11 protein-coding genes are annotated in these 12,430 nt (G+C 74.9%); 5 read left to right on the top strand and 6 right to left on the bottom strand.

The features are described from left to right. Nucleotides 1-6 precede the first annotated feature (6 nt). A complete protein-coding gene (locus JOE61_RS00055; protein ID WP_193668866.1) occupies nt 7-987 on the top strand; it encodes an alpha/beta hydrolase in 981 nt (326 codons plus the stop codon). A 22-nt stretch (nt 988-1,009) separates the two neighbouring features. After that, nucleotides 1,010-1,399: a DUF4267 domain-containing protein gene (locus JOE61_RS00050; RefSeq protein WP_193668867.1), complete on the top strand. Its 390-nt coding sequence runs from the start codon at nt 1,010-1,012 to the stop codon at nt 1,397-1,399. On the opposite strand, the gene JOE61_RS00045 is transcribed toward JOE61_RS00050, so the two are convergent. The 4 genes from JOE61_RS00045 to JOE61_RS00030 all read right to left on the bottom strand — a co-directional run bounded on the left by JOE61_RS00045 (nt 1,400) and on the right by JOE61_RS00030 (nt 4,707). After that, nucleotides 1,400-2,170, bottom strand: coding sequence for a sulfite exporter TauE/SafE family protein (locus tag JOE61_RS00045; protein ID WP_193668868.1), 771 nt, complete (start codon nt 2,168-2,170; stop codon nt 1,400-1,402). 10 nt (nt 2,171-2,180) lie between these two features. Continuing rightward, the gene (locus JOE61_RS00040) at nt 2,181-3,323 is read right to left on the bottom strand and encodes an SPFH domain-containing protein (RefSeq protein ID WP_193668869.1); all 1,143 of its coding nucleotides are present in this window, start codon (nt 3,321-3,323) and stop codon (nt 2,181-2,183) included. A gap of 60 nt (nt 3,324-3,383) precedes the next feature. Then, the gene (locus tag JOE61_RS00035; RefSeq protein ID WP_193668870.1) at nt 3,384-3,845 is read right to left on the bottom strand and encodes an NfeD family protein; all 462 of its coding nucleotides are present in this window, start codon (nt 3,843-3,845) and stop codon (nt 3,384-3,386) included. Nucleotides 3,846-3,912: 67 nt separating this feature from the next. Next, the gene (locus JOE61_RS00030) at nt 3,913-4,707 is read right to left on the bottom strand and encodes an ABC transporter ATP-binding protein (RefSeq protein ID WP_193668871.1); all 795 of its coding nucleotides are present in this window, start codon (nt 4,705-4,707) and stop codon (nt 3,913-3,915) included. Nucleotides 4,708-4,743: 36 nt separating this feature from the next. Here JOE61_RS00030 and JOE61_RS00025 point away from each other — a divergent pair, with 36 nt between their 5' ends. Together JOE61_RS00025 and secD are read left to right on the top strand one after the other, a co-directional pair. Further along, nucleotides 4,744-5,520, top strand: coding sequence for an Rv1486c family protein (locus JOE61_RS00025; RefSeq protein ID WP_193668872.1), 777 nt, complete (start codon nt 4,744-4,746; stop codon nt 5,518-5,520). 68 nt (nt 5,521-5,588) lie between these two features. Then, nucleotides 5,589-7,919: a protein translocase subunit SecD gene (secD, locus tag JOE61_RS00020; protein WP_193668873.1), complete on the top strand. Its 2,331-nt coding sequence runs from the start codon at nt 5,589-5,591 to the stop codon at nt 7,917-7,919. Nucleotides 7,920-7,932: 13 nt separating this feature from the next. Here secD and JOE61_RS00015 read toward each other — a convergent pair whose 3' ends face one another. After that, the gene (locus tag JOE61_RS00015) at nt 7,933-10,380 is read right to left on the bottom strand and encodes a zinc ribbon domain-containing protein (protein WP_193668874.1); all 2,448 of its coding nucleotides are present in this window, start codon (nt 10,378-10,380) and stop codon (nt 7,933-7,935) included. 107 nt (nt 10,381-10,487) lie between these two features. On the opposite strand from JOE61_RS00015, the gene serB reads away from it, so the two are divergent. Beyond that, the gene (serB, locus tag JOE61_RS00010) at nt 10,488-11,723 is read left to right on the top strand and encodes a phosphoserine phosphatase SerB (RefSeq protein WP_193668875.1); all 1,236 of its coding nucleotides are present in this window, start codon (nt 10,488-10,490) and stop codon (nt 11,721-11,723) included. 18 nt (nt 11,724-11,741) lie between these two features. Here serB and JOE61_RS00005 read toward each other — a convergent pair whose 3' ends face one another. After that, nucleotides 11,742-12,263 (bottom strand): SixA phosphatase family protein, encoded by a 522-nt coding sequence (locus tag JOE61_RS00005; RefSeq protein WP_193668876.1) that lies wholly within the window; start codon nt 12,261-12,263, stop codon nt 11,742-11,744. Nucleotides 12,264-12,430: the final 167 nt, after the last annotated feature.

The raw sequence follows: 12,430 nt of genomic DNA, 5'->3' as shown, positions 1-12,430 counted from the left end.
TCAGCCATGCCGCACGACCCCGTCGAGGCCGTCACCGACGTGCTGGGCGAGCCCTGGCTCGCCGAGACCATCGAGCTCGGCGAGGACCACGAGGGCCCCCTCGTCGCCACCCTGGTCAGCCACCGCACCCCCCGGCCCTCGCGACGTGCGGTGCTCTACGTGCACGGCTTCGCCGACTACTTCTTCCAGACCGAGTTCGCCCAGTGGTGGCTCGAGCGCGGCTACGACTTCTACGCCCTCGACCTGCGCAAGTACGGCCGCTCCATCCGGCCCGGGCAGACCCCGACGTACGTCACCGACCTGGCCGACTACGACGCCGAGCTCGACGTCGCCTGGCAGCGCATCACCGAGCGCGACGGCCACGAGCAGGTCGTGGTGGCCGCCCACTCCACCGGCGGCCTGGTCACGCCCCTGTGGCTCGACCGGCGCCGCCCCTCCCAGCTGGCCGGGGTGGTGCTCAACTCGCCGTGGCTCGACCTTCAGGGCAGCGTGCTGCTGCGCACCCTGGGCACCGCGGTGATCAAGCAGCTCGGCGCGCGCCAGCCGATGCGCGAGATCCGCCGCGACGTCTCGGGGCTCTACGGCCGCAGCCTGCACCGCGACCACGGCGGCGAGTGGGACTTCGACCTGACCTGGAAGCCCCTCGAGTCCTTCGCCGTGTACGTCGGGTGGTTGCGCGCGGTGCGCACCGGCCACGCGCGGCTGCAGCGCGGGCTCGACGTGGCGGCGCCGGTGCTGGTGCTCTCCTCGGACCGCTCGACGGTGCCCACCGAGATGGGCGACGACGTGCACACCGCCGACATCGTGCTGGAGGTGCCGCAGATCCGCCGCTGGGCCACGGCGCTGGGGGCGCACGTGACCTACGTGGCGGTGCCCGGGGCGCGGCACGACGTCGTGCTCTCCCGACCCGAGGCGCGCCAGCGGGCCTACGCCGAGCTCGAGCGCTGGCACCGCGCCTACGTGGGCGAGACGCCGCACCCGGGCTGAGGATCGCCGCTAGGGTCCGGGCATGAACCCCGTCACCGGACTCTCCCTCGGCCGGATCGCCATCGGCGCCGCCGCCCTCGCCCGGCCCGACCTCGTCACCCGGATGTTCGGCGTCGACGTGGCCGCCAACCCGCAGGCGGGGTTCGTGGCCCGGCTCTTCGGCTCGCGCGAGGTCGCCCTCGGCGTGGCCACGCTGGCGGCGTCCGGGCGCGGACGCACCGGCCTGGTGCTGCTGGGCGTGGGGGTCGACCTGGCCGACGCCGTGGCCGGCCACCTGGCCCCGCGCGAGCAGGGCCTCGAGGTCCTCGACGCCCGCGTGATGAGCGGCGTCGCCTCCGGCGCCGTCCTCTCGGGGCTGATGGGCCTGCGCACCGGGCCCCGTGGCCGCGCGAGCGGCCCGGCGCCCGACTAGTCAGCCGAGCACCAGCACCACGAAGGCGGTGGTGCCGACCGCGACGATCACCGCGCGCAGCAGCAGCGGCGGCAGCCGCCGCCCCAGGTGGGCACCCAGCTGGCCGCCGACGACCGCGCCGACCGCGATCACCGCGACGATGCGCCAGTCGACGTCGGCCACGGCCACGAACACCACGGCCGCGACCCCGTTGACGATGCCGGCCAGCACGTTCTTGACGGCGTTGAGGCGCTGCAGGCCCTCCTCGACGCCGATCCCGAGCACCCCCATCAGCAGCACGCCCTGCGCGGCGCCGAAGTAGCCGCCGTACACGCCGGTGGCCAGCACGGCCGGCCACACCCAGGCGGCGCCGTCGCGCGCGGCGGCGCCGGGTCCGAGCGCGGCCCGGCGGGCCGCCACCCGGCGCGAGATGGCCGGTTGCACGACCACCAGCACCACGCCGAGCAGCACCAGCACCGGGACGATGGTGGCGAAGGCGCCCTCGGGCAGCACCAGCAGCAGCACCGCGCCGAGCAGGCCGCCCAGCAGCGAGGCCAGTCCCAGGCGCAGCACCCGGGCGCGCTGGCCCGCGAGCTCTCGGCGGTATCCCCAGGCCGCGGACAACGACCCCGGGACCAGGCCCACGTTGTTGGAGACGTTCGCCGTCACCGGTGGCACACCGAAGGCGAGCAGGGTCGGGAACGTGATCAGCGTGCCGGAGCCCACGACGGCGTTGATGGAACCGGCCGCGACCCCGGCGAGCAGGATCGCGGCCGTCTCGAGCAGGCTCACCAGCGGCCGGTCACTCCGAGCCGCCGCCCGGGGCGGGGTCGCCCGGCGCGGGGTCGGTCGGCGCGGGGTCGCTCTGCGCGGACTCGCTGCGGGCCCGGCCCGGGTTGGCGGCGCGCGCGGCCTCCTCGATGGCGGCCTGCACCGCGGCGTTGCTCGAGCCGCTGCTGCCGGCGGTCTCGGGGACCTTGGGCTCGCTGGGGCCCATGTCGACGCGCTTGAGCGGGCCCTCGACCTCCTGGGGGATGCCCTTGAGGTCGTTCATCGTCGAGCCGAGCCCCTCGAGGGCCTTGCCGATCTCGCTGGGCACGATCCAGACCTTGTTGGCGTCGCCCTCGGCGATCTTGGGCATCATCTGCAGGTACTGGTAGGCCAGCAGCGACTGGTCGGGACGGCCGTCGTGGATGGCCTGGAAGACGGTCTGGATGGCCTGGCCCTCACCCTGGGCGCGCAGGATCTGCGACTCCCGGTCGGCCTGGGCGCGCAGGATCTGCGACTCCCGGTCACCCTCGGCGGTCAGGATCGCCGACTGCTTCTGGCCCTCGGCGGTCAGGATCGCCGACTGGCGCTCGCCCTCGGCGGTGAGGATCAGCGCGCGCTTGTCGCGGTCGGCGCGCATCTGCTTCTCCATCGAGTCCTTGATGGAGGGCGGCGGGTCGATGCCCTTGAGCTCGACCCGGTTGACCCGGATGCCCCACTTGCCGGTGGCCTCGTCGAGCACCCCGCGCAGCCGCGTGTTGATCTCGTCGCGGCTGGTCAGCGTCTCCTCGAGGTCCATGCCACCGACGATGTTGCGCAGCGTGGTCATCGTCAGCTGCTCGACGGCCTGGATGTAGTTGGCGATCTCGTAGGTCGCGGCCACCGAGTCGGTGACCTGGAAGTAGATGACGGTGTCGATCGAGACCACCAGGTTGTCCTCGGTGATCACCGGCTGCGGCGGGAAGCTCACGACCTGCTCGCGCATGTCGATGACGTAGCGCACCTTGTCGATGAACGGGACCACGATGTTGAGGCCGGGCGAGAGGGTGGTCTTGTACTTGCCGAAGCGCTCGACGATCGCGGCGCGCGCCTGCGGCACGATCCGGATCGTCTTGGCCAGCACGACGGCGACGAACAGGAACAGCACCGCGGCCACGATGAGGATGGCGAGACCCATGAGTTCTCCTCGGGTGTTGGGACGTGCGGGGTGGTCGAGCGGGTGGTTCTGGCGGGTGGGTCAGGACTCGAGGCGCGGGACGGGGTGCACGTAGGCCGTGGCGCCGCGGATCTGCAGCACCTCGACGGTCTCGCCCGGCTCGATGGTGGTCATGGTGTCGTACGGCGCGGCGCTCCACTCCTCGCCCGCCAGGCGGACCCGGCCGACGTCGGTGGCGCTGATGCGCACGGTGACCTGGCCCTGGGTGCCCAGGAGGCGGTCGTGGCCCAGGGTGAGCTCGGGCCCGCCGTGCAGCCGGGTGATCAGGCGGGGGCGCAGCAGCGTCAGCGTCGCCAGGGAGGCCGCGGCGGCGGCGAGCAGCTGCAGGGCCAGCGGCAGGTCGAAGGCGCCGGCCACGGCGCCGGTCAGCGCCCCGACGGCGAGCATCATGAAGATCAGGTCGAGGCTGAACATCTCGACGACGCCCAGGGCGGCCGCGAGGCCGAGCCAGGCGACCCAGCTGTTGTCGCTCCACCACTCCATGACCTCACCCTACCCAGACGCCGGGGCGGGTCTTTACCTGACGCGGCAGCTGGGGACGAGCGAGGGATCAGTGGGCGCGGGTGCGGCGCCGGGCGGTCCAGCGCTCGTCCTCGTGGGTGACGTGCAGCGGCATCCCGAAGGTCGCCGAGAGCGCCGCCTCGGTGAGCACCTGGTCGAGCAGCCCGGCCTCGACCACGCGACCCTCGCGCAGCAGCAGCGCGTGGGTGAAGCCGGGCGGGATCTCCTCGACGTGGTGGGAGACCAGCACCGTGGCCGGCGAGTCGGGGTCGTAGGCCAGCATCGACAGCGTCGCGACCAGGTCCTCGCGACCGCCCAGGTCGAGACCGGCGGCCGGCTCGTCGAGCAGCAGCAGCTCGGGGTCGCTCATCAGGGAGCGGCAGATCTGCACCCGCTTGCGCTCCCCCTCCGAGAGGGTGCCGAAGGTCCGGTCGGCCAGGTGCAGCGCACCCAGCTCGCGCAGCAGCGACTCGGCCCGCTCGTGGTCGAGCTCGTCGTAGGCCTCGCGCCAGCGGCCCACGACGGCGTACGACGCGGAGACGACGAGGTCGCGCACCTTCTCACCGCGGGGGATCCGCTCGGCGAGCGCGGCGCTGGTCAGGCCGATGCGGGGGCGCAGCTCGAAGACGTCGACGGTGCCCAGCACCTCCTCGAGCACGCCCGCCACCCCGTCGGAGGGGTGGATCTGGGCGGAGGCCAGCTGCAGCAGCGTGGTCTTGCCCGCCCCGTTGGGGCCGAGCACGACCCAGCGCTCGTCCTCCTCGACGGTCCAGCTGACCCGGTCGAGCAGGGTGGCCTGGCCCCGGCGGACGGAGACGTCGGCGAACTCGAGGACTGCTGCCATGGCGTCACCCTAACCACCGGCGTACCCTCACCCGCCGTGACCTCACCCCTGCCCGCCGCCGCCCGCCTCGCCTGGTGGGGCACGTCGTGGCTGCGCGGGCACGTCGCCGCCGACCTGGTGGTCGACGCGGTCATCGACGACCAGGCCACGCACGCCGTGGCCGGGCTGGGCGCGATGGGCCTCGGCGGGGACGGCACCGAGACCCTGGTGGGCGGTCTGGCGCGGCTGCGGGTCGAGGGCGCCGACACGATCGGCGCCGCCTTCGGCGTGGAGGGCGACCCCGTCGGGCTGGGCGGTCCGCCCGCCTTCAACGCCGCCGCGCTGGAGGCGGGCGAGGCGGTGGTGGTCACCGGCGCCGCCATGCGCGCCCTGCCGGGTGCTCCGGCATCCGTGGGCCTGGTGCCCTGGGTCGTGGGTGCCGCGACCACGTGGGTCGCCGAGCCGGCCGGGCGCCGCCAGCTGCCCGACGTGGGCGAGGCCGACCGGGCCCTGCGCGCCGCCCTGCCGCAGACCGCCGACCTCCTGGCCGCCCTCGAGGTGGCGCGCTGGCGCCCCGAGGTGGCCGACCGGCTGATGGACCTGCGCCACCGCGACGGCCTCGACGCTCCCCCGGGAGTGCCGGCACGCTGCGTGGAGCTCGCCGCCCGGGGGCTGCAGGCCCTCGAGATCGCCGACCTGGCGCTCGAGGACGACGGCGGCGCCATCACCGCCGCCGAGGCCCAGGCGCGTGCGCAGGCGCTGCGTCCGCTCGCCCGGGCCGGGCGCCGGGCGCTGGTGGCGGCCTGCTCGCCAGAGGTGTGGCCGCCGGCCTGACCGGCCCCGCGGGGTGGTGCGCGGAGCCCGGTGTGTGACGTAAAGGACCGATGACGGACCATGTGCGCATGCGCAAGAGCTCGTGGTGGCGTTTCCTCGTCGCCGTCCTGGTCCTGGTCGGTGCCGCCCTGCTCACCCTGGGCTCCTCGCCCAAGCTGGGCCTGGACCTCTCCGGAGGCACCCAGATCACCCTGGAGGCGAGCTCGACCGACACCGTCGAGGCCAACGCCGAGAACACCGACCGTGCGGTGGAGGTGCTGCGCGGTCGCGTCGACGCCCTGGGCGTCACCGAGCCCACGCTGGTGCGCTCGGGCGAGAACCGGATCCTGATCGAGCTGCCCGGCGTCGAGGACCCCCGCGAGGCGGCGGAGGTCATCGGCCGCACCGCGCGCCTGACCTTCCACCCGGTGCTCGGCACCGACCCCAGCATCGTCGGCAACACCGGCGAGGAGCCCGAGGAGGGCTCGCAGCAGCCCGACACCGACAAGCAGGGCCGCTTCGCCACCACCGACGAGGACGGCTCCCCACTGGTGCTCGGCCCGGCCCAGCTCGAGGGCGACGACGTCTCCAGCGCCACCGCCGGCATCCAGGAGCAGGGCGTCCAGTGGGTCGTCGACGTCGAGTTCGCCAGCAAGGGCCAGGACGCCTGGGCCTCCCTGACCGGCGACGCCGCCTGCTTCCAGCAGGGCGACCCCCAGCGCCGCATCGCGATCGTCCTCGACAGCGAGGTGATCAGCTCCCCGCAGGTCCAGGACTCCACCTGCGACGTCGGCCAGCTCGGCGGGCGCACCCAGATCAGCGGCAGCTTCACCGAGTCCTCCGCGCAGAACCTGGCGCTGCTGATCGAGGGCGGCGCGCTGCCGCTGCCCGTCGAGATCATCTCCCAGCAGGTCGTCGGCCCCACGCTCGGCGACGAGGCCATCGACGCCTCCTTCCAGGCCGGCCTCATCGGCCTGCTGCTCACCGGCCTCTTCATCACCTTCGCCTACCGCCTCTCCGGCTTCCTGGCCGTGGTGGCACTGGGCTGCTACGCCCTCATCTCGTACGCCGTGCTGGTCGCGCTCGGCGCGACCCTGACGCTGCCGGGCCTCGCGGGCTTCGTGCTGGCCATCGGCATGGCGATCGACGCCAACGTGCTCGTCTTCGAGCGGGCCAAGGAGGAGAGCTCCGAGGAGAACGCGCCCCCGGCGAAGGCGATCTCCACCGGCTTCTCGAAGGCCTGGTCAGCCATCCTCGACTCCAACGTCACCACCCTGCTGGCCGGTGGCCTGCTCTTCTTCCTCGCCACCGGCCCCGTGCGCGGCTTCGGCGTCACGCTGACGATCGGCGTCGTGGCCTCGATGTTCTCGGCGATGGTCATCAGCCGGGTGCTGGTCGAGTTCGCCACCTCGCGCAAGGCCGTGCGCCGCCGCCCGGCGCTGACCGGCTTCGCGAAGACCGGCAAGGTCCACGACGTCCTGCTCGAGCGCAACCCCGACATCATGGGCCGCTCGCGGATCTGGCTGGCCACGTCCGCGGCCGTCGTGGTCGCCGCGCTGGCCGGCATCGGGCTCAACGGGCTCAACCTCGGCGTGGAGTTCACCGGCGGCCGCGTCCTCGACTTCACCACCTCGCAGGCCGCCGACGCCGGCGACGTCGAGACCGTGCGCGCCGACCTCGACGACGCCGGCTTCGACGACGCCGTGGTGCAGACCTCCGGTGACGGCGACCTGGTGGTCAAGGTCGGCGACGTCGACAACGACCAGGCGCAGGTCATCCGCGACACCGTCGCCGCCGCGGTGCCGGGCTCCGACCTCGAGTCCGACTCACTGATCGGGCCGTCGCTGGGCGACGAGCTGCGCAACAAGGCGCTGATCGCGCTGGGCATCGCCCTGGCCGCCCAGATGCTCTACCTGGCACTGCGCTTCCGCTGGGTCTTCGGCGCGTCGGCGGCGATCGCGATGCTCCACGACGTCTCGATCGTGATCGGTGTCTTCGCCTGGCTCGGCCGCCCGGTCGACGGGGTGTTCCTCGCCGCCGTGCTGACCGTCATCGGCCTCAGCGTCAACGACACCGTCGTCGTCTTCGACCGCGTGCGTGAGAAGTGGCGCGGCACCCGCGAAGGCGCCGTCACCTTCGCGGAGTCCTGCAACGAGGCCGTGCTGGCCACGGTGCCCCGCACGATCAACACCGGCCTGGGCACGATGTTCATCCTGGGCGCGCTCTTCGTGCTCGGTGGCGACTCGCTGACCGACTTCGCGCTCGCCCTGCTCATCGGCCTGGTCGTCGGCACCTACTCCTCGGTCTTCACCGCGACCCCGCTGGCGGTGCTGATGCACCGGGTCTGGCCCGTGGAGCCCCGCGAGCCGCGCTCCAAGAGGGTCGAGCGGGCCCCCGACGACAGCGGCGCCGTCATCTGAGCCTCCCCGCGGCTCACCTGAGCCGGGCCAGGTAGTGCCCGGCGTGGCGCAGGTCGCGCACGCGGCGCTCCCAGGTGGTGCCGACCCCGAGCAGCAGCGCGCCGGCCGCCGCCAGCAGGACCCACTGCGGCGTCGCTGCGGCGTACGGCGCCAGCTCGCGCAGCACCAGGAGCCCGCCGGCGACCGCCCCGACCAGCAGCGGCGCCTGCCAGCACAGCCGGGCGCCACCCAGCACCAGGACCAGGCAGCCCAGGCCCAGCAGCAGGGCGCGCCACGAGACGGGGTCCTGGGCCAGCACCCACAGCAGGCTCGGCAGCACGGCCAGCACCAGCCCGGGCAGCAGGGTGGCCACCGAGCCCCGCTCGGGGGCGCGGCGCAGGGCACGCAGCCCGACGACGAGCAGCGCGAGCGCGGTGGGTGCGGTGTAGGCCTCCGGGGCCTCGACACCGATGTCGGCCAGGCGCACCCAGGTGGCGGCCGCGAGCAGCAGGCCACCGGCCCAGGCGACCCGTCGACGGCGGTCGTCGGTGAGCGCCCGGGCCACCAGCAGCGCGCCCAGCAGGGTCAGGTGCAGCGCCGAGGAGACCGACCGGTCCCCCGCCGCCAGCACCCCGGCCACCGCCGGCCAGGGCACCACCAGCACGGTCGCCAGGTCGACCTCGGTACGTCGCGCCACCAGGGCCAGGACGCCCACGACCAGCACCGTCGCCGCGCCCCGGGAGGCCACGTCGACGCCGGCCAGCTCGCCGACGGCCCACAGGGCCGCCGCCCCCGCGACGGGCAGCGCCGCCCAGGCCTCCGCCCCACCCGGACGGCCCGCGAGGGCCCGGTAGCCGCAGGCGAGCACCACGAGACCGGCCGCGACGGCGGCCAGGGCCGCGCTGGGCAGGGCCACCACGCCGCCGGCGGCCCCGACCACGAGGCCCGACCAGACCGCACGCCGGTTCCCGAGCGCCACCAGGCCCGTCGCGGCGAGCGCGAGCGGCAGCACCACCGCCGCCAGGGGCGCCTCGAGCAGGGCGGCCGTGGCCAGCGCCGCGACGGCGAGCGCGGCGCCCACGGTGACGCCCGTGTGCCGCTGCCGGGCCGCCGGCGCCGCGCCCAGCGCCGCGACGCCCAGGGCGAGCACGGCCGGCACCAGCAGGCGGGCGTCCCAGGCGGTGGCGGGCGCGTCGACGCGCACGCCCACCGTGGCGTCGTACACCGCGGCGACGTCGAGCAGCGCCTCCAGCGCGACGGCGTGCAGCGACACGACCGCGACCAGCACCGGCAGCACGAACGCCAGGGCGACCCCGACCGGGACGACCCGTCGTCGAGGCAGGACGCGCGCGGTGCCCGCGGCCGCCAGGCCCCACACCGCGACGAGGGCACCGGTCGCGACCAGCACGGCGTCGGCACCCTCGTCGAGGGCCGGCAGCACGAGCACCAGGCTGCCCAGCGACATCGCCGCCACCTCGGGCAGCACGGCCACCGCGCCGCGGCGCACGAGGGGGTCGAGCAGCGGCAGCAGCGCGAGCGCGGCGGCCACCAGCAACCAGGTGACCCCGCCCTCCGCCCAGAGGCCGCGCAGGCTCAGGTCGGCGCCGTTGTCGGCCAGGGAGATCGCGAGCAGCACCAGCCAGGCCACGCAGCCCACCACGCCCGCGGCGACACGCAGCACCCCCAGCCGCGTGCGCGCGGCGAGCACGACGAGGGCCGCGGCGGCCACCACGCAGCCCGCCCAGACACCTGACGCGCTGGCGGCCCCGCCGTCGGCGGTGCGCTCCTCGACCACGGCCGCCAGGGAGCCGGCGAGGCCGAGGAGCGCCGGTGCGATGACCAGCTGGGCGACCACGGGCCGTGCCCCGGCGAGGCGCAGGTGCAGGGTGGACAGCGCGAGCCCGGCCGCGACGACCACCGCACCGAGGACGAGCCCCGACCCGCTGGTGCCGGGCTCGGGCGCCCAGCCCGACTGGCCGGCGCCCAGCACGTCGAGCACGACGAAGCCGAGGGTGACCGCGCAGAGCGCCTCCGCGGCCGCGACCAGGTCTCGACGCGACAGCAGCACCGAGGCGCCGCCGGCCGACACCGTCAGCACCAGCAGCACGGCGGTGCGCCCGGCAACGCCGAGCCACGACCAGGCGACCGCCAGGAACACCACGGCCGCGACCAGCAGGCAGGCGGCGCCCAGGGCCAGCAGCAGCTGCGGCACCGTGGCCTGGCCCAGACGTCGAGGCACCAGTCGTCGAGGCACCGGTCCTCGGCGGGTCCGGGGCACGGTCCCGGTCGCCGGCGCCCGGGTGGGTGCGTCGGCGCGGGCCCGCAGCCGGACCACCAGCTCGTCGGCGTGGCGCAGCGTGGCCAGCAGCTCGTCGGCGAGCGGGTCACGCAGCGGCAGCCCGCAGCGCGGGCACGCGTCGGGCTCCGGCGGCAGCACCGCCCCGCAGTCGGGGCACAGGTCGGGGCGCGCGTAGCTGGGCATGGGTCCAGCACACCGCGCCCGGGGCGTCGCCGCCACGGTCGAAGGGCTCAACCGCCTGGGTACGGGTGCTCATCTCCCGTGCCGGCGGCGCTAGCCTCGTGCCTGCGATGAACCAGCCACTCCCGCCGCCGGACGGCGTACGCCCCGAGACGCTCCTGATCACCCTGACCGGTCGCGACCGCCCGGGCGTGACGTCCTCGGTCTTCGCGACCCTGGCGCGGGCCGGGGTGGAGGTCGTCGACCTCGAGCAGATCCGGTTGCGGCGCCGCCTGATCCTCGGCGTGCTGGTCACCGTGCCCCAGGACGCCGCCGGTCTGCAGCGGGCCGTGGAGGAGACCGCGGGCTCGCTCGACATGAGCGTCGAGATCGAGGCCGGCACGGGCGACACGCGGCCCCCGGCCCGGGGCGGCTCCCACGTGACCGTGCTCGGCACGCCCCTCACGGCCTCGGCGATGGCCGCGGTGGCCGGGCGGATCGCCGAGGCGGGGGCCAACATCGACCGCATCGAGCGGATGGCGCGCTACCCCGTGACCGCCTTCGACCTGCACGTCTCGGGCGCCGAGCCGGAGCGGCTGCGCGAGCTGTTGGCCCTCGAGGCCGCCAGCCAGGGCATCGACGTGGCGGTCCAGCCCGCCAACCTGCTGCGCCGCGGCATGCGGCTGATCGTGATGGACGTCGACTCCACGCTCATCCAGGGCGAGGTGATCGAGATGATCGCCGCCCACGCCGGCTGCGAGGCCGAGGTCGCCGAGGTCACCGAGCGCGCGATGCGCGGCGAGCTCGACTTCGAGGAGTCGCTGCGCTCGCGGGTGGCGCTGCTCGAGGGCGTGCCGGCCCGCGCGCTGCACGAGGTCTACGACGCCATCCAGCTCGCGCCGGGGGCGCGCACCATGGTGCGCACGCTGCGTCGCCTGGGCTACCGGTTCGCGATCGTCTCGGGCGGCTTCACCCAGATCACCGACCGGCTCGCCACCGAGCTCGGCATCCACTTCGCCCGGGCCAACGAGCTCGAGATCGTCGACGGCCACCTGACCGGGCGCATCGTCGGCGAGGTCGTCGACCGGGCCGGCAAGGCCCGGGCGCTGCGGGAGTTCGCCGACGAGATCGGTGTCGACGTCGCCTCCACCATCGCCATCGGCGACGGCGCCAACGACCTCGACATGCTCGCCGCCGCCGGGCTGGGCATCGCCTACAACGCCAAGCCCATGGTCCGCGACGCCGCCGACACCTCGGTCAACGTGCCCTACCTCGACGCGATCATCTACCTGCTCGGGATCAGCCGCGAGGAGGTCGAGGCCGCCGACCGCGCGGTGGGCATCACCACCCCCGCGCCGCCCCTCTGAGGTCCGCCGCTGTGGCTCTCAGCCGCGGGCGACGTGGTGGGCCAGCACGGTCGCCGACTCCTCGGCGAGGTCGGCCCACGCGGTGCTGACCGCGAAGACGGTGAGCGCGCTGGTCGGGTAGCCCCCGAGCAGCGCCGTCACCGCCTCGGGGTCCCCGTCGCCGTCGTCGAGGACGTGCGCCAGCGAGCCGATGGTGGGGTTGTGGCCCACGACCACCAGGGTGCGCACCTGCGCGGGCACCAGCCGCACCAGGTCGAGCGCCGCGTCGGTGCCGGCCTCGTAGAGACCCCGGTCGAGGTCGGCGGCCAGCTCCCAGCCGGCGCCGGCGCACATCTGGTCCCAGGTCTGGCTGGTGCGCACCGCCGCGGAGACGAGGGCGTGGTCGGGAGTCACGCCCAGCTCGGCCAGCCACCGCCCGGCGGCCGCGGCGTCGCGGCGCCCGCGGGCGCTCAGCTCGCGCACGGCATCGGTCGCGGCCGCGCCGACGGCCTGGGCGTGCCGGGCCAGGACCAGGCGTCGGGGGGCGGTCTCGCTGCTCACCGGCACACTCTCTCAGCCGCGCGGGCGCCGATCCAGCACCACCGGGCCCGCGTCACCTGCGGGGTGAGGTGGCTCATGCCCTAGCGTGTCGCCATGCCCAGAGGTCCCCTGATGATCATCGGCGGCGCGGAGGACAAGCTGCGCCGCCGCACCGTCCTGCAGGACTT

The sequence above is a fragment of the Nocardioides salarius genome, assembly GCF_016907435.1.
GTDB classification, from domain to species: domain Bacteria; phylum Actinomycetota; class Actinomycetes; order Propionibacteriales; family Nocardioidaceae; genus Nocardioides; species Nocardioides salarius.
The sequence above is the reverse complement of the archived record's forward strand: the minus strand, read 5'-3'. Positions and strand labels throughout refer to the sequence as shown.